This is a genomic window from Novipirellula sp., from assembly GCF_041583735.1.
Lineage (GTDB): Bacteria > Planctomycetota > Planctomycetia > Pirellulales > Pirellulaceae > Novipirellula.
The window spans coordinates 1-16,619 of record NZ_JBFHFD010000039.1; the positions used below are offsets into that span (position 1 = coordinate 1).

13 protein-coding genes, 1 tRNA gene and 1 pseudogene are annotated in these 16,619 nt (G+C 53.6%); 8 read left to right on the forward strand and 7 right to left on the reverse strand.

The window, feature by feature from the left end; all coding sequences use genetic code 11:
* Positions 1–1,509 (reverse strand): NADP-dependent isocitrate dehydrogenase (locus tag ABX962_RS05350; RefSeq protein WP_372717361.1); only part of this gene is annotated, 1,509 nt, incomplete at its 3' end.
* Positions 1,510–1,681: 172 nt separating this feature from the next.
* The gene (gene argJ / locus ABX962_RS05355) at positions 1,682–2,875 is read right to left on the reverse strand and encodes a bifunctional glutamate N-acetyltransferase/amino-acid acetyltransferase ArgJ (protein WP_372717320.1); all 1,194 of its coding nucleotides are present in this window, start codon (positions 2,873–2,875) and stop codon (positions 1,682–1,684) included.
* 195 nt (positions 2,876–3,070) lie between these two features.
* On the opposite strand from argJ, the gene ABX962_RS05360 reads away from it, so the two are divergent.
* A complete protein-coding gene (locus ABX962_RS05360; protein ID WP_372717363.1) occupies positions 3,071–4,111 on the forward strand; it encodes an ABC transporter ATP-binding protein in 1,041 nt (346 codons plus the stop codon).
* Entirely contained in the window at positions 4,108–5,073 is a 966-nt protein-coding gene (locus ABX962_RS05365) for an ABC transporter permease subunit (protein ID WP_372717322.1), read from the forward strand. Before ABX962_RS05360 ends, ABX962_RS05365 begins: the two co-directional genes overlap by 4 nt.
* A gap of 263 nt (positions 5,074–5,336) precedes the next feature.
* On the opposite strand, the gene ABX962_RS05370 is transcribed toward ABX962_RS05365, so the two are convergent.
* Positions 5,337–6,638: a DUF1080 domain-containing protein gene (locus tag ABX962_RS05370; RefSeq protein WP_372717324.1), complete on the reverse strand. Its 1,302-nt coding sequence runs from the start codon at positions 6,636–6,638 to the stop codon at positions 5,337–5,339.
* Between the two features lie 268 nt (positions 6,639–6,906).
* Here ABX962_RS05370 and ABX962_RS05375 point away from each other — a divergent pair, with 268 nt between their 5' ends.
* Positions 6,907–8,448: a sulfatase gene (locus ABX962_RS05375; RefSeq protein ID WP_372717326.1), complete on the forward strand. Its 1,542-nt coding sequence runs from the start codon at positions 6,907–6,909 to the stop codon at positions 8,446–8,448.
* 362 nt (positions 8,449–8,810) lie between these two features.
* Positions 8,811–8,883 (forward strand) — tRNA-Ala (locus ABX962_RS05380).
* A 745-nt stretch (positions 8,884–9,628) separates the two neighbouring features.
* Here the strand turns inward: ABX962_RS05380 and ABX962_RS05385 are convergent.
* Positions 9,629–10,183 (reverse strand): annotated as a pseudogene (locus ABX962_RS05385) (phage integrase SAM-like domain-containing protein); the annotation flags it as partial.
* Positions 10,184–10,888: 705 nt separating this feature from the next.
* Here ABX962_RS05385 and ABX962_RS05390 point away from each other — a divergent pair.
* Positions 10,889–11,083, forward strand: coding sequence for a hypothetical protein (locus ABX962_RS05390; RefSeq protein ID WP_372717328.1), 195 nt, complete (start codon positions 10,889–10,891; stop codon positions 11,081–11,083).
* Positions 11,084–11,554: 471 nt separating this feature from the next.
* Here ABX962_RS05390 and ABX962_RS05395 read toward each other — a convergent pair whose 3' ends face one another.
* The 3 genes from ABX962_RS05395 to ABX962_RS05405 all read right to left on the reverse strand — a co-directional run bounded on the left by ABX962_RS05395 (position 11,555) and on the right by ABX962_RS05405 (position 14,227).
* Positions 11,555–12,655, reverse strand: coding sequence for a DnaB-like helicase C-terminal domain-containing protein (locus ABX962_RS05395; protein ID WP_372717330.1), 1,101 nt, complete (start codon positions 12,653–12,655; stop codon positions 11,555–11,557).
* A 312-nt stretch (positions 12,656–12,967) separates the two neighbouring features.
* Positions 12,968–13,210, reverse strand: a complete 243-nt coding sequence (locus ABX962_RS05400) for a helix-turn-helix domain-containing protein (protein ID WP_372717364.1) — start codon at positions 13,208–13,210, stop codon at positions 12,968–12,970.
* A 243-nt stretch (positions 13,211–13,453) separates the two neighbouring features.
* Entirely contained in the window at positions 13,454–14,227 is a 774-nt protein-coding gene (locus ABX962_RS05405; RefSeq protein ID WP_372717332.1) for a hypothetical protein, read from the reverse strand.
* 249 nt (positions 14,228–14,476) lie between these two features.
* On the opposite strand from ABX962_RS05405, the gene ABX962_RS05410 reads away from it, so the two are divergent.
* From ABX962_RS05410 to ABX962_RS05420, 3 genes are read left to right on the forward strand one after another with little or no spacing between them, the layout of a single operon-like run.
* On the forward strand, positions 14,477–15,379 hold the full coding sequence (locus tag ABX962_RS05410; protein ID WP_372717334.1) for a hypothetical protein: 903 nt from the start codon (positions 14,477–14,479) through the stop codon (positions 15,377–15,379).
* Positions 15,380–15,422: 43 nt separating this feature from the next.
* Positions 15,423–15,734, forward strand: coding sequence for a hypothetical protein (locus ABX962_RS05415; RefSeq protein ID WP_372717335.1), 312 nt, complete (start codon positions 15,423–15,425; stop codon positions 15,732–15,734).
* Positions 15,735–15,764: 30 nt separating this feature from the next.
* On the forward strand, positions 15,765–16,616 hold the full coding sequence (locus ABX962_RS05420; RefSeq protein WP_372717337.1) for a hypothetical protein: 852 nt from the start codon (positions 15,765–15,767) through the stop codon (positions 16,614–16,616).
* The last annotated feature ends 3 nt before the right edge of the window (positions 16,617–16,619 follow it).

Sequence of the window (16,619 nt, forward strand, 5' to 3'; positions counted from 1 at the left end):
CTTGGCGATCAAGTTTGCATCGTGAGCACGATTTTCATCAAGCCAGAAGATCGCAGTCGAACCGGTCGCGCGAGCCCGGCTAACCGCCAATCGCACCCAGTCACGAACGGGCAAATCTTTGGTTTGACACATCCGCCAAATATCGCCCTCTTCGACGGCATGCTGCATCAGGATTTCGCCCTTGCTGTTGACGACACGTACCGCGCCGTCGCTTGGGATTTCGAACGTCTTGTCGTGCGAACCGTACTCTTCGGCTTTTTGAGCCATCAAGCCAACGTTGGCGACATTGCCCATCGTGGTGACATCAAACGCTCCGTTTTCTTTACAGAAATCGATCGTTGCTTGATAAACACCGCTGTAACAACGATCCGGAATCATTGCCTTGGTGTCACATAGCTTGCCATCAGGCCCCCACATTTTGCCGGAAGACCGGATGGCGGCGGGCATCGATGCATCGATGATCACATCGCTGGGGACATGCAGGTTGGTGATGCCGCGGTCCGAGTCGACCATCGCCAGTGGTGGACGATCCGCATAAACCGCATCCAAATCCGCCAACACTTCCTGCTTCTTCGCTTCGGACAATGTTTCGATCTTGGCGTACACGTCGCCGATCCCGTTGTTGGGATTCACACCCAGTTCGTTAAACAACTCGGCATGCTTTTCGAACACGTCTTTAAAGAAAACCTGAACGGCATGACCAAAGATGATCGGGTCGGACACCTTCATCATTGTTGCTTTCATATGCAACGACAGCAGAACGCCCTGCTTTTTGGCCTCGTCGATTTCACGAGCCAGGAATGCTTGCAGCGATTTCTTTTGCAGTCGCGACGCGTCGATGATTTCGCCGGCCAACAGCGACAGCTTTTCTTTTAATACAGTCGTTTTTCCATCCGCAGCGACCAATTCGATCCGCACATCGCCCGCTTCGCGCATCACATACGATTGCTCGCTGCCATAAAAATCGCCTTCGCTCATCGAAGCCACGTGCGTCTTGGAATCCGATGACCATGCACCCATCGAGTGCGGGTTTTGTCTGGCGTATTCTTTCACCGGCGCCGCAACGCGACGATCCGAATTGCCTTCGCGAAGCACTGGGTTGACGGCACTGCCGAGCACCTTGGCGTAGCGAGCCCGAGTCTCCTTGTCGGCATCGGTCTTGGGCTCATCGGGAAAATCAGGAACAGCAAAGCCATTTTTCTGCAGTTCCGCGATCGCCGACTTCAACTGAGGAATCGAGGCACTGACGTTAGGCAGTTTGATGATATTCGCTTCGGGCTGCTTCGCCAACTCACCGAGTTCTGCCAAGGCATCTTGGTATTGTTGGTCCGCTGGAAGCACGTCCGCAAAGTTAGCCAGGATACGGCCGGCCAACGAGATGTCTTTGGTTTCGACCGTGATCCCCGCAGCCGATGTGAACGCACGGATGATCGGCAGCAACGAATAGGTTGCCAGTGCTGGCGCTTCGTCCGTGTGGGTATAAACAATTTTTGAAACGTTTTGTGACATCATCTTCCTTCGTTGCATGCGGTAACCGATCGACGTTGCAAGCCAAGCGAGCACGGTAAATCGGGGATCAGCTGATGCCCCATCATCGTGTTGAAACCGCTCGAAGGGAAGATGGCCAATTTTGGGTTTTTGGCCGTGATTCTCACACGCAGCGAGTGCCGATGGACATCAATTAGGTCGTGTATTCCGAATTGAAACGAACATATTCGGTCGTCAAATCGCTCGACCAATACGTCGCTTGCCCTTCGCCCGATCCCACGCGAAGTTCGACATCGATTTGCGGCTGCCCCTTCATGGTGCGACTAAGTGACGCGGCATCAAAGTCAAGCGGCGTGCCATCTTCGTAGATCGCTTGGCCGCACACCGATAACGAAACCTTGGCCGGTTCCAAAGGCTCGCCGGCGTATCCGGCGGCCGAAACGATGCGGCCCCAATTCGGGTCGCCGCCGGTGATTGCACATTTGACCAACGGGCTCGCCGCCACGGTTTTTGCAATCACTTCGGCCGAAGTATCACTCTCGGCGCCAAAAACGTGAATCTGCATCACATGCGTTGCCCCTTCGCCATCGGCAACAAGTTGTTTCGCCAAATTGATCGCTAGCTTCGTCAACGCCGCTTCGAACTCGGCCAACGCGTCGCCGGAGAGCGGTTCATCCGTGCCGCTGGCCAATAGCAGCAACGTATCGTTGGTGCTGGTGTGACCATCCACACTGACTCGATTGAAGCTAACGTTTGCGACGCGAGTCAGCATGGCTTGCGCGTCGGCTTGGGTGATCGAGGCATCGGTGCACATTACCGACAACATCGTTGCCATGTTGGGCGCGATCATCCCTGCGCCCTTGGCCATCGCCGCGATTCGGATCGTTTTGCCTGCGAGTGTCAATTCACACGTTTCGGTTTTGCGTGCCGCATCGGTGGTGCGAATTGCTTCGGCCGCGTCCACAAAGGCGGCGTCACTCGTAGCAAGTTTGCCGTGGACCAGCTCGACACCCGAGCGGATTTTGTCCATCGGCAATCGCTTGCCAATCACCCCGGTGCTCATCACCAATACGCCGGATTCGTCGCAACCGACCAACGCAGCGAGTTGGGCACAAGTGGATTTGGCGTCCTCCATACCTTGATCGCCGGTACAGGCATTCGCATTGCCGCTGTTCGTCAGCACCGCTTGAATTGCCGCCGAGGGGGTTCGCGAGCGTGATAGCACGACCGGTGCGGCGACAATTTTGTTCGTTGTGTAAACGCCCGCAGCAACGACCGGATGATCCGATACAATCAAGGAGATGTCTGGTTTTCCGCTGGCCTTGATTCCGCATGTCGCACCGGCAAAACGGAAACCACGTGGCAGGAACAGGGGTAATTCTGACATGTGAAATGCCTGTTAAATTAGTTTGCTATTTTCCATCGCCGAAAGCCGACTTCCTACGATTTGACCTTTGCAAACAATAAAGGGCGTCGTGCTGAACAACAAGCGACCCTGTGACCGCAAATTTGCATTGATTCCCAGCTTCGACCTCCGCTTCTTCTCCCCCCCCTCGATGGCGAGCCCACGCGTTTGAATCCGATCAAAAATCCAATCGCCCCTTGCGCCGATGACCTGCGAAGCACGAAATTAGCCCAAGATCCCGAGTCGGCGGGCGATATCGTGCTGCGCTGCGAAGGACTGGGCAAATGCTACGGCGACTTTGAAGCACTCCGCGATTGCTCGCTCTGCGTCGGTGCAGGCGACATTTTTGGGCTGCTTGGCCCCAACGGAGCCGGCAAAACCACGCTGATTCGCCTGCTGCTCGGCTACCTGCACCCGACTCATGGCCGGGCCACCGTGCTCGGGATTGATGCCGAAGACGACAGCGTTGCGGTTCGTCGCCAAGTCGCCTATCTGCCAGGCGACGCCCGTTTGCCGCGTCACATGCGGGGCGATGGCGTGCTGAAATTTTTTTCCGAAATGCATCCCTACGGCGATCTGCCGCGTAGCCGTGAAGTCGCCGAGATGTTGGAGCTCGATCTAAAAACCCGAGTCGCGTTTATGTCGACAGGGATGCGTCAAAAACTCGCACTCGCCGTCGTGCTCGGTCCACAAACACCACTGCTGATCCTGGACGAACCGACCGCAAACCTCGATCCCACTGTGCGATCGGCGGTACTGCAGTTGGTTTTGGAAGCTCGCGATAACGGCCGCACCGTGATCCTGTCCTCGCATGTGCTCAGCGAGATCGAAGACACCTGCAACCGCGTCGCCTTTCTGCGGCGCGGCCGATTGGCTCACGAGATGTGGATGAGCGATCTGTTCCAGCGGCACCGGATGACCGCCCTCACCCGCGAGGCCTCGATCGAGATCCCCGATTCGCTCAAAGGGGCGGTTCATGTTCGCACGCGCGGGTCAACGCATGCGTATCATCAAATTCAAATCGATACCGCAGGCGATCTTGGTCCGATTCTAAAATGGATCGATTCTCTCGACTTGAAACAGATTCGCTTTGAACCGTATGGGCTACGTACGGTTTACGAAGCAGTGCACGCCGGTGAACCGGTCGCGACCGCTTTGATCACCGATGCCCCCGCTGTTGAGAACTTCGGCCAGACAAACTCGGGAGCCAGATCATGATCGACCGCATCTTGCTAAAAAAATATATCGGGCAATCGATTTTACTGTTCGCGTCGTGTGGGCTCGCCCTGTTCGCGTTTGCCTGGGTTCGTGTCTGGGTCGTCAGTCTTTTGGACATGGGCCAATTCCAAACGATCTTGGAACAGTTTCGTGAATTTGAAAAGTTTGCCCCGATCGAATTCGATTCGCTGTTCACGTATCCCGGTCGCGTCGGAATGACGTACGACGAACCGATCGTCATCCTGTGTATCGTGATTTGGTGCATCTCGCGAGGCAGCGATGTGGTCAGCGGCGAACTGGGCCGCGGGACATTGGAAATGGTGCTTTCACAGCCGATCAGCCGCACGCGGCTACTGCTGTCCCATGCCACCGTCTCGGTCGTTGGGCTGGCACTGCTGTGCATGTTGGTGTGGGCGGGGATCGGCGCCGGAGTGCAGACGACCAGCGTGAAAGAGACCGTGCCTCCGCCGACGATTCGCATTCCCATCATCGAGTTTGATTTGCCGCTGACGATGGGCGAACCCGAGATGCAGACACTGCACTTGAGCGATCGAGTGGATGTGCGAATCTTCGCCGCGTCCACGTTTCACCTTTTCGCGTTTGGTTTCTTTCTGCTCGGGTTGTCGACGTTACTAAGCAGCATTGATCGTTATCGCTGGCGAACGATCGGAGTGACCGTCGCGATTTACATCGTCCAACTGGTGATGCTGGGGCTAGGCAAAGCGGCCGAGTCGCTGCGATTTCTGCTGTCGATGACCTTCTTCAGTTGCTACAAGCCACAAAAGATGACGTCGATGGTCGCCAACGATTCGCTCTACGCGCCGTGGATCCTAACGCACACGGTGGGCGACACGATGCTGCCCCCACTGGTGTACCCGTTGATCTTGATTGGCTTCGGAGTGGCATTTTACGCCGCCGCGATCGTTTGTTTCAAACGCCGTGACCTCCCCGCCCCGCTCTAATGCCGCGGATCATTGTCGCTGATCGCTCCGCGATCATAGCGTTTTTTGGTAGCGGAACTCATTCGTGAGTTTCGATCATCCCTGAAAAACGAAAGTCTTGACGACTTCCGCTACTACGCGAGTCACCTCGCCCGAGCTTTAGCTTGGGCGAGGTCCAGCGGGCCCTTGAGGCCTCGTTCGGGTGAGGGCGACCGAGCAACTTGGCGGGCCGTCCGCTTTGACTTGCTCCGACGCCCGCTCGACGCCCATCAAAAACCCTCGAGCTACTTAGCCGCTTCGGCTGGCTTGGCTTCTTCTTTGGCCTCCGGCTTCGCCGATTCCTTTTCCGCTTGAGCTTTTTCTGCAGCCGCCTTATCTGCTGCGGCTTTCTCAGCAGCAGCCTTCATCTCCGCTTGCTTCTTCTTTTCCGCTTCTTCCTTTTGCTTCTTTTCCTTCAGCTCGCGAGCCTTCTTTTCTTGTTCCTTTTTCTCACGTTCGATTTTCGCTTGCTTTTCATTTTCTAAAGCTTCGAGCTCTTCTTTGGTCGGGCGGATCGGGAACGTGCCACTGGCCAATCCACGATCAACAATCCACACGTTGCGGAAACGAACCGGATCGCCATGGTCTTGGAACAAGGTGGGCAGCAAATTGGGTTCTTCGGCTTTTCCAGCACCAGTGGGTCCTGGCAACTCGACGTCATCTTGAATTTTCACTCCGTTGAGCCAACTGGTCACGTGAGCGCCACGGAGCTTGTTGCCCTCGGCGTCCCAGCGTGCTGCAGTGAACTGAATGTCATAGGTTTGCCATCGCAGTGGCGGATAACACATATTCAAATCGGGAGTGCGAAAACGGTAGAGCGCTCCACATCCGTTGAACACGGCTGGGGTAGCGAACGAATCGAGCACCTGGCATTCGTAGCGGCCGTGCAAATAGATGCCACTGTTGCCGCGTGCTTGGTCGAGAGCTTCGGGCATGTACGGCAAGCGAAACTCGAGATGCAAATTGAAATCTTGCATCATCGGTTTGATCTTCGTGCCATGCATCAGCAACCCATCTTTGGTCATTTGACCGTCGATAAACTGGTCCGTCGACGTGCCATCAAACAACACAACCGCATCTTTGGGCGCCGGAGCATGCAGTGTCGAACTCTCACGCTCGACTCGCTTCAGTTCGCCGAGGCGATTTCCCTTGCGGTCCAAAACGAGGCAGCCATCTTTTTCCACGAACACGGCGTAGGGCCCCCCCGACAGCACGACAAAATCGTCACTGCGACGGCCGATCAATTGCACGATTTCGGTCTTGTGCCCTTCTTCGCCTGGCAAGCCACCGAGGTACTGAATCGCCTCGAACGTATCGTTGCCGACGGGCCGAATTTGCAGCGCCACCACATTTTTATCTTCGCTGTCGGTCTTGATCGGACCAACAAACTCGCCCATCAGCGGAAAATTGGGCTCCGAATCCGGCGTCTCGGTGTAGACGGGGCCCTTCGGGCCAGCGGCCATCACAGGGGTGCTTCCGGACAAGCCGTCCGAGATCAGGAGAGCAAAACAGACGCTGGCGAGCGTGTATCGTGACCGAGAGATCATGTTGATTTCGTTTCTGCGGGGGGGAAAGAGAGTTTGTGGGGGAGAGAAATGTCAGCGGGAAATCGCGATCGGCGATTACGGTCTTGGACCGCTCCTAAAATAGTTGGCAGGTCGCTTGCGGGCTACGGTTTTGCCGCGATTTCTTGCCGCAAAGCCATCGTTTTGGCGAAGATTCGCTTTGTAGTGACGTACTAGGCCATCGGTTTCTAGTTAAGATGTTTTTGACGAAGAATTCTAGTCTCGCCCCCTCCAATCGACCACACACAGCATGAAATCCACCCTTCTAGCGACCTTATTCGCATTTGTCGCCACGGCGGTCACCCAAGCAGCGGCCCCGCCGAACATCGTCTTCATCTTTACTGACGACCACTGTGAACAAGCTCTCAGTGCTTACGATCCGGCCCGCATCACCACCCCGAACCTCGACCGCATCGCCAAACAAGGCATGCGGTTCGATCGCTGCTACGTCACCAATGCGATCTGTGGCCCCAGCCGAGCGGTCATCCAAACGGGGAAATACAGCCACATCAACGGCTTCAAAACCAATCGCGATCGTTTTAACGGCGATCAGCAAACGTTTCCAAAACTGCTCAAGGCCAACGGCTATCAAACCGCGGTGGTCGGTAAATGGCACCTCGTTTCCACCCCGCAAGGCTACGATTATTACGACGTCTTGAAGGGACAAGGCCCGTATTACAATCCGCCGATGTTGACCGCCGGACCGGATGGCAACCCCATCATGCGGCCTCACACCGGATACACAACCGAGATCATCACCGACAAAACATTGACGTGGCTCAAAGAGCAACGCGATCCCAACAAACCCTTCATGCTGATGTGCCAACACAAGGCACCGCATCGCAATTGGATGCCCAGTCCTAAATATCTCAACTGGCTCGACGACGTCACGATCCCCGAGCCTGAAACGCTGTGGGACGACTACTCGGGGCGTACTCGATCCGCGGCACGTCAACAGATGACGATCAAGGAACATCTCAACTCCAACGACCTGAAACTAACCGGTTATGGAACGATGAACGCCGAGCAACGCAAGACTTGGGATGCCGCCTATGGACCCAAGAACGAAGCGTTCAAAAAGGCGCAGGCCACGATGACCGAGAAAGAGATCGTCCAGTGGAAGTATCAACGTTACGTCAAAGATTACCTTCGCTGCGTCAAGAGCGTCGACGACAGTGTCGGTGAGGTGCTGGACTATCTGGACGAAGCTGGATTGGCGGACAACACCGTCGTCATTTACTCGTCGGATCAAGGCTGGTATTTGGGCGAACACGGCTGGTTCGACAAACGATGGATGTACGAAGAATCGCTCAAAACGCCACTGATGGTCCGTTGGCCAGGCGTGGTGAAGCCGGGCACGGTCAACAACGACGTTGTATCAAATCTTGATTACGCCGAAACGTTTTTGGACATCGCCGGAACCGACATCCCCAGCGACATGCAAGGCCGCAGTCTGGTGCCGATTTTCAAAGGCAACACGCCCGCGGATTGGCGAAAGACGTTTTACTATCACTACTACGAGAATCCAGGGGCTCATAATGTCGCCCGGCACTATGGTGTCACCAACGGCCGTCACAAACTGATTCGCTTTTACGCACTCGAAGGCGAGGCGATCGATGATTGGGAATTGTTTGATCTGGAAAAGGATCCCAACGAGCTGAACAGCGTCTATGCGAACCCCGAGTACGCCAGCGTCCGGGCAGAGATGGAATCCGAGCTCGCTCGGTTGCGAAAGCAATATGACGATGAAACGCTCGACCCGATCCAGCCCATCCGCAAGCGACGCAAGTAGCAAAGCAGTGGCCTCGTTCGGTTGAGGGGCGACCGAGCAACTTGGCGGGCACATCGTCGTTGATCGCTCCGCGAACAAAACGCCCACTGCGGAAACGCAGGAACTCCCTCAGCTCGACGGTTCGCTCGATTCCGCTTTCGACTGCCGACCGAACCTTCCCGCTGCAAACCGCCTCCAACTTCGATGTTGGAGCGGGTTGCCGGGGTGATAAATCCAGTAAAACCGGTGTGATCCACTCCTCCGAGTGGGCGGTAAACGGTTTTGCGGGATCCGCGGGCTGTTTTTTTGGCGAAGAAAACGAGCGGGACTTGACGAGGGGCTGGGGCAGTCAGTACGCTTTGCGACAGACAAAACGACCTTCAGGGGGATTAGCTCAGTTGGGAGAGCGCCTGCATGGCATGCAGGAGGTCATCGGTTCAAGTCCGTTATCCTCCATCTCTGAAGACCCGCAAAACGTTGAGAAAACGCCAGTTTCCTCCATGTTTTGCGGGTTTTTCTTTGCGCCTTGCGTGCTCTTTGCGGGAACCTGCTGCGCCGCTTTCTGCGCCACTTTTGGATCCAACTGCGCCGCATTCTGCGCCGCCTTGCTGAAGTCCTCTTCGGTCACCAGCAGGTAGCTTTTCTTGGCCACCGCAACGGAATTTCCAAGCCAAGCACAAACGACGTGGGTTGGGAACTCACGCTCGAGCTCCGTTTGCCTGCTCGCCCTCATCGAATGGAACAACCGCTTCCATGGTTCGACCTTGGCCCGCTTCAAGATTTTCAAGAACTGAGTCCTCAAGTTAGCGTTGGCCCATCCCCCTGGCCGCATCGCTGCATCACGATAAGCCTGCTTGTCCACGACATAGGAATCAGGTGACGGATAGCTCCCGCCTTTACAGGCCGCCTCAAATGCCGCTTCCAAGTACGGACGCAACTCACCAAAGATCGGGACCTCTCGCACCCCTCGTCCCTCATGGTGCTCTACCTTGCACTCAGGAACGTGCATTCGATCAGCTTCCCAATCAACATCCCCCCACTTCAACGAGAGCGTCTCCGATGGCGTCCGTAGCCCACCAAACCGACTCAACGCCACAATCGTGCCCCAAGTCGTATCGCAATGCTTCAGCACCTTTTCAATGACCTCTCGCGAAACCTCGACATTCGCCTTCGCGGACGTACCTTGCGTTTTAACCTTGGTGAATGGATTCCGATCGATCAATTCCCAGTCGACTGCATCCTCAAAGAACTGACGCGCAAAGCCTACACGTTTGTGAATTGTCGTCGCGGCAAGCTTTCGTTCACGCAACTTAACCACGAAGTACTTTGCATGGCCGGCGGTAACGTCGCTCAACAAAATGCCTTTCGGCATATATTCATTCAGCAGAGCAATTACCTGCTTCCAAACAACACGCGTCGCTGGCTTTTTTGTTGGGCCATGCCTCACAACAAAGTCGTCAAGAAACTCCTTCAATGTCGGCCCCTGAGGTTCAGGTTCTAAACCCACAACAGGTTCAAGTAGCTCAACCTTCTCAAACTTCTCTCGTAATGACGGCTCAAGAGCCTCAATCCAAATCGCTAGGTCGCGATCCATGCTCCCCATAATCTTCGCCGTTAGCATTTGCTCAACACGAAACTTGATCGTGGATGCATCACCCTTAGATACCTTGCCAAGCCGAATCGCCTTACGCTCTCCCTCAGGGTTAACAAAGAGCACACGCCGCCGTCCACCAGGGTCATTCGATACTGAAGCCATATTCGTCTCACCTCCAACGAGTCACCCAAAAAAACACTACGGCAACCAGCGGGTGAGCACTGGCTTTCGGGGTCGACTCCCTAGCCGCAGCAAACGAATGATTGCACCAAACAATCCAAGATCAACACTTGAACTCACACAAACCCGTTTGACCGCATCGATAGGGGGCTACAGCTGACGCTTGGCAATCGCAAATGCCGCCACAACTCGTCCCCAAGTAATCACTTGAGTCGTGTAACAACGTCCCGCTATCGCCCCTACCATCAATCCATCGCAAAGCGAGTGCATCATCCAATCCATCACAGTAGCCCCCCTACTAATTACACTTCACCAGCCCGATTTAAAGGCCCGCCACACAGAGAGCACCTCAGTCGCCCGGCCTTTAGCAATTGTGTTCGCTGCAGCTGCTTTGGTTCACCACATCGCGAGCACATCAGCTTCACGGGCGGAACCGCGCATTGCCTCCTTGCTTCATTAAGCTTCCTTTCCCTGAAGTATCCCATAAGTTGCTTCGATTTACGCTTCGCCATTTCATCAACTCCCTCATTGAACCACGACCAAATAAGTTATGACCTGTGATGCATCGCTATGTATCACTTGCACTCGTAACGTCCTGCTGGGTCCACTAACTTCATGCCGCCAGCAGTGGGCCTGGAGTCGCTTGTGACGACGCTGGTTACATCCGGTGCAATCTGACGAACGTCGATGCATCGAAGCCCGTACGACCGCAATGCGGCCTTAAGAAAGCGACGCATCGACCTCAACACGCTGTTGTGGTCCGCGCCAAGCTCGGCTCGCAGTGTCACAGTGAACGTCGGGCGATCGGTTGATTCGTTTGGCTTCATCACGGTTGTCTTTCGCCCTTGGCGTGTGTCGTGGATTTGGTTCTATTGCGAGTGAGTTTTCGCCGCGAAGCGCTCAGCGAAAACCACTTCGCAATGTTTCTGTTTCTGTATGGGGTGCAGCGGAGTGCACCGTAAAACGCAGTGGACTGCATCATTAACCGTCCTGGAGTGCACCATTAACCTGGCGCGTGTGGGGTGCTGTTGTTGATGCAATGGAGTGCACCATTGGCATCCCTGAAAGTAATCTTGTAGGTTCGTGGCACTGGTCCTTTGTGTTCCTCAACCAATTCGATGACGCCCGCTTTTTCGAGTGCATCAAAGATGTTGACCGCCTGCCGCTTTTTGATTCCAACCGACGCTGCCACTCGGCTTGTTGAGGCCCTGAAATACCCTCGTCCTCGTCCGTGCCGGAAACAAACAAGCAATACCGCCACATGCGTTGGCGTTCGAAGCGTTGGGGCTATCTTGTCGACAATGATGTTCAATTGTTCAAACCGTCTTTGCGACTTCCCTTTCGCATGGTTCATTAAAACGATGCCTCCAGATACGAGTCACTGGCACCGCTAAACGGGTTGTCCTCGTACTCGTCAAACTCGCTGTATCGCTCTGCAGTTGACTGCGTCGATTCAGCCCGTCCAAAACTGCTCTTGGGCATATCAAAAACGAGATCATGCGAAACACGCTCGCCGTGTCTATTTTTTCCAGAATGCAGATCGACTCTCCGGACCTTTTCGTCGGCTGGATCAAGCGGCCCCTGGTCGCGAAGCAGATAGATTGAATCGGCGGAAAACTCAATTTCCCCGCTCTCTTTTAGCGATGCCATCGTCAGTTGACTCGAGTCATAGGCGCTACCGTTTTTGTTTTTCCCCCTAGTGACGGCGGATAATGCGAGCACACCCCAGCCTTGATTGGCCAAATGGCGTAGTTCTCGCATCACCATGTTGACGCCGAGCCGCGGATCATCACTCGGTGCAAACAACTGCAGATAGTCAAGCAGCAGCAGGCCACACCTACCGTCTGCCCACTTCTGCAAGTCGCTCAACGTGTATGGCTCTGGCATCACCACGATGCGAGGCAAATAGGGTTCTATCTCGGCAGCTGCCGCCTCCACCTTGGCAATTTGACCTGGCGTCAAGTCCGCAAACCGCAGCGCCTTTTGCGGCACCCCTGATCGCCTTGTCAATTCACGCTTAACGAGCACCTCGAAGCTCATCTCAGCATTGGCAACGTAAACAGTCAGGTCAGGATTGTGGTCGATCGCATCGAATGCATATTGCATCGCAAATGTTGTTTTCCCGAATCCCGGTGGCGCTGCCACGATGCTGATTTTTCCCGGTCCAACTTCCATGCCTTCGATCCAATCTCCAGTGGCGTACAGCACGTCACCCTGGCCACGTCGCAGTCGATCCATAAGGCCATTGAAAATATCCTTGGACGATTTCGGCATTGCGTGGTATCGCTCTAAAACATCCTCGGGCCGAAACTCATCAAACAATGGCTGCGAGTAAACCCAGAACGCACCTTCGCCTACTACCTCAATGCCCCAATCGTGCGCGTGGAGCGAAAACCCGGCGTCTGTCGCACCCCGTAGCAGCGAGTCAATCCGTGCAGCGATCTCAGGTGTCATAAGTGTCACCTCTGAGGAAATCGCGGGCAAAAACATGCGCAGCCAAGCTGCAGTTGTATCCGCTGGGAACGCAATTGAATCGCTTTAGCCATTCTTGCATTTCAGCGGCTCGTCCACCACTTACTCGCAATTGACCAAAAGATACGTATGCTCGATGCGTATACGCGACAGCACGCCATACCGCGCCTTGCGCCGACCGCCGTAATTCTTCCAGTCGATCCGCATCGTACTGCTGCGCCGATGGCTTGAATGGCGAAGATTGGTTATCATGGTGGGGTGCTGTGCCGGCACGAAAACTTCGGGGGTGACTGATTAACATTGGTCGCCCCCTTTTTTATTGCGTTCTACAAACCCTCGCAAATCATCAATGTCATACCGGATCGCACGCCCCAAATGAACGACGGCTATTTTTCCTGACGTTCGGAGCCCCCATAGAGTGCGAGGACAAACGCCCAGCCAGGTCGCAGCTTGGCGTTCGGACAAAAGCTGCTGGCCATCCCTTGACGGGGAAAGGCTATCACGCATCGCTGCGACCCTCCGATGCATCGGAGCCATCGCTGCAAAAGAGCTGTAACGGCACAGAAACAGGCGGTATAAAACCGTCACTGTCCATTCGCTCAACTAGTCTTCGCAGGCGACGCAAATGCCGCAGTTCCAACTGCCGTTTGCAAATGACATTTACCAACCCCTGTCGCAACGCTTCATTCTGTTTCATCGTGATCCTCCTAACTCAATCACGAAATGCGATTGACGAGCACGATTAAACCAGCCTGGCGTGAGAAAAAGCGTGAGACTATCTCACACTTTGATTTTTGTGTCTTCTTTTCCTAAGTCGACAAAAATTTTGCACCCGGCGTCTGTCAATGATTCAAGCAAGTTCTCTTTCAACTTTCGAAATTTAGCACGACATGCAACCGGATCCTCATCGGGATAGACTGCCCTGATAAGTAGATCAGTTTTGACGGTCCCCTCGCTCAGGCTTCCGTTCCATTGAGTAAAACGATACAGCGACTGAAGCAACATCGCTTGCTTTGAGCCAAGCGTAACGTCGGGTGGATTAGGGCGACGATCAAATCCTCGTGTCTGAATGTAGTCATCGAGTGCATCGAGACACTCAGTGCGAAACCGTCGGAATTGCCGAAAGCTACCGTTGTGGCACGCCAGACGGTGAATCTGAAGAATGGACTCCGCAAGCAACTCGTAAAGCCCGTCGTCGTCACTGTCACCATTCCAAGTAAAAGGATTCAGGACGGATACATGCCCCGCCTTTAGACTGTCCCACTTATAACTAATTAATGACCATGGTTCTTTTCCCGCTACGTAAGTCTCGCTCGCGATTGAACGCATCACGCTACGCGAAGTGTCTCTGATGGATTGGTCTGACCGATTTAGCGTCTCATTCAATTCACGCCTTAGAACAACTGCCCAGTTGTCGAAAGTGGCAAGTCGCCGAACAATTCCGCTCGGTAGCCGTTGCAAATCACTCATCGAGATTCCCCATATAGAAGAAGCCATCACAGCGGCGAGGCATGGGGTCCACTCCACTGCAATGGCAAAAACACGGGTGATCAAGCCCGCATTTTGAAAATTATACCGAGTCACAGACAATATCAATGTCCGATTGTTATCCCATCAGCCCGCCCCCATCAACTTTTTTTCGGCGACACAACACCCCATATTTTGACATCCTTTTTGAAAATCGCCGAACTGATCAATGCCCACCACTTAACGAGTAGACCAACCTTTTACATAGCCCTGTTTGCGCAGTAGGACATTGGCTAAAGTTGGGAATCATCCCAAAGCAACAGAGAACACACGTTCATGGATTCTACGGCAATTAAAGCAAGCACGATTTTACAGCCATGCGATCGTGCATTGATCACGGACGACCCTAAAAACACCATCGCAACTTGTGAGGCGATTTGGCATCCGTACAAACGTCTTAGCGAATTCAAAGAAAATTCACCTGCCGAAATCGTTTTCGACATGGATCCGTGTCCCCGAATTGATCCAGGAGGACTGCTGCTTTTGCTAAATGCCGCTAGAAGATCGCCTGGCACCCGCTTGCTCATCTCCAAGAATTCGAGCTCGGAAACATTCGATGTTATTGTCGACAACATTGACAATTTAGCTGGCGCACTGGATGAGGCACGGAGAGAGCACCAGCAAAAAGCACGACGGTTCTTACTCAGACGAATCACAAATCCGAATGAAATGGTTAAACAGGTTGCACAGTGGGCGGAAATGGTGCGCAGAGGTACAGACGCCAGCAGAGGAGATGTTGCGTTGTGGGAAACGCAAATTTCCGAGGTTGCCGCCAACACATTTCAACATGCAAGAGCCCCCGATGGCGTGCTTGTTGCTGGAGAGGCATTTCCTCACAGAGGTTTTGTACAGCTAGCAGCGATTGATTTTGGACGAACTATTCCTGATTGCATCGAAGCAGAGGCAAAACGTCGAAATCGCGTCCTCCACGACGGTGATTTGCTTGCATTCGCCACCGAAGAAAACGTCACCTCAGCATGTGTGAAGCAAAACCAAGGTTCGGGTTTACCTAGCCTAGTTGGGATGGTAAAGGAGAATGGCGGAAGCCTGCAGATTATGTCGCGAAACGGGTTTTTACGAGTAAAAAGCAAGCGAAAATACCGAAAACAACCTACAAAAACCCTCGGTTCTCCGATCCTTGCTGGAACGCTTATCGTCATCAACCTACGAGTGAACTAGACTAGAGTAAAGAATCGACGCAACACCCCGTCGGAGAACAACCATGAATAATGAACTTTCAGCCATCGATTTTGTCCAAACGGCATTCCCTCCCACCGAGGGCGAGCGACTTGCTGACGCTCTTCTGAAGGATGATCTTTTGACCGACGGCTTGGTCATCTCCCTGGATGGTTGCTCACCAGCTTTACTCATATCAGCATTCTTTAACGGATTTTTGCAAAGAGTGTATGAGCAAGATCGCGCAAAGTTTGAATCGGCAAAACGGATCGAATGGAAAGCCGAATTTGATTTTCAAAACGCAAATATTCGCAAATGGGTGAATAAGTTTGAACCACGTGAACTCTCTGAGTCTTGATTTGCGCACCCTTGAGAATGGATTCACAAGATGACCAGTCATGTTGCAGTATCGTCAAAGGACTTCGTTGTTGCATTCTCAGATAGCCAAGGGACGGTTGGCATGGAATCGGAGGTTCACGGGGGGCAGAAGCTTTTCTTTGGACCTGACTTCATCGTCGCTAAGGCAGGCTCAAGCCTCATAACCAATCCACTATTTGCACAGCTCGCGACGCAATCACGTGACGGCACTGTAACCGCCAGCAATTTGCATCTCGCAATTCAAGAATATTTGCAAAAAGAAATCCGGTCTCACCATTGGGGTGAAGTACAGTTCCTAACTGCCACACCAAGCTCCGATGGAAAATGGATTCAATCATACATGCCCGAAGTTTTTTTTAACTTTGGCTCTCGTGAATGCTTCGGGGCAATCGGCTCGGGACAAACGTTTGTCTACCGGATGATTGAACGGCTAGCAATTCTCCAATGCCCTTGGACCCAACTTCCATTGGCGGGAACGTATTGCGTGACAAAACGACTTGCTGATGCTGCAAATGAAAGCCTTACCGTTGATGATACGCATCTGGTTGGACTGATTGCAAATGGAAAGTGTTACGCGATGGGTGACAAAAGAATTACGCCATCATACTTGGACACTCCTATACTCGAACATTGGCCAAGCGTAGCAAAGAAATTTGATGAAATCACTGCGATAGCAGAAACCGCAAACTCACTGATTGATCAAGCCTTTCGTAATCTCCATGGCGTCTGGTCTGGACACATAGAAATTATGGACGCAGCCGTATCCGTAACAACTGCCAACGAGGTCGAAGGACAGTTTGCACAACTGGAGAGCAAGCTACTAGAGTACTTCGCATGGTATGACGGCATGCTGGAACGCTAATAG

What these genes read in the sequence shown, in the direction of transcription:
- argJ (WP_372717320.1), bottom strand. Translation starts at nt 2,875, where the DNA reads ATGTCAGAATTACCCCTGTTCCTGCCACGTGGTTTCCGTTTTGCCGGT.
- ABX962_RS05365 (WP_372717322.1), top strand. Translation starts at nt 4,108, where the DNA reads ATGATCGACCGCATCTTGCTAAAAAAATATATCGGGCAATCGATTTTA.
- ABX962_RS05370 (WP_372717324.1), bottom strand. Translation starts at nt 6,638, where the DNA reads ATGATCTCTCGGTCACGATACACGCTCGCCAGCGTCTGTTTTGCTCTC.
- ABX962_RS05375 (WP_372717326.1), top strand. Translation starts at nt 6,907, where the DNA reads ATGAAATCCACCCTTCTAGCGACCTTATTCGCATTTGTCGCCACGGCG.
- ABX962_RS05390 (WP_372717328.1), top strand. Translation starts at nt 10,889, where the DNA reads ATGCATCGAAGCCCGTACGACCGCAATGCGGCCTTAAGAAAGCGACGC.
- ABX962_RS05395 (WP_372717330.1), bottom strand. Translation starts at nt 12,655, where the DNA reads ATGACACCTGAGATCGCTGCACGGATTGACTCGCTGCTACGGGGTGCG.
- ABX962_RS05400 (WP_372717364.1), bottom strand. Translation starts at nt 13,210, where the DNA reads ATGGCTCCGATGCATCGGAGGGTCGCAGCGATGCGTGATAGCCTTTCC.
- ABX962_RS05410 (WP_372717334.1), top strand. Translation starts at nt 14,477, where the DNA reads ATGGATTCTACGGCAATTAAAGCAAGCACGATTTTACAGCCATGCGAT.
- ABX962_RS05415 (WP_372717335.1), top strand. Translation starts at nt 15,423, where the DNA reads ATGAATAATGAACTTTCAGCCATCGATTTTGTCCAAACGGCATTCCCT.
- ABX962_RS05420 (WP_372717337.1), top strand. Translation starts at nt 15,765, where the DNA reads ATGACCAGTCATGTTGCAGTATCGTCAAAGGACTTCGTTGTTGCATTC.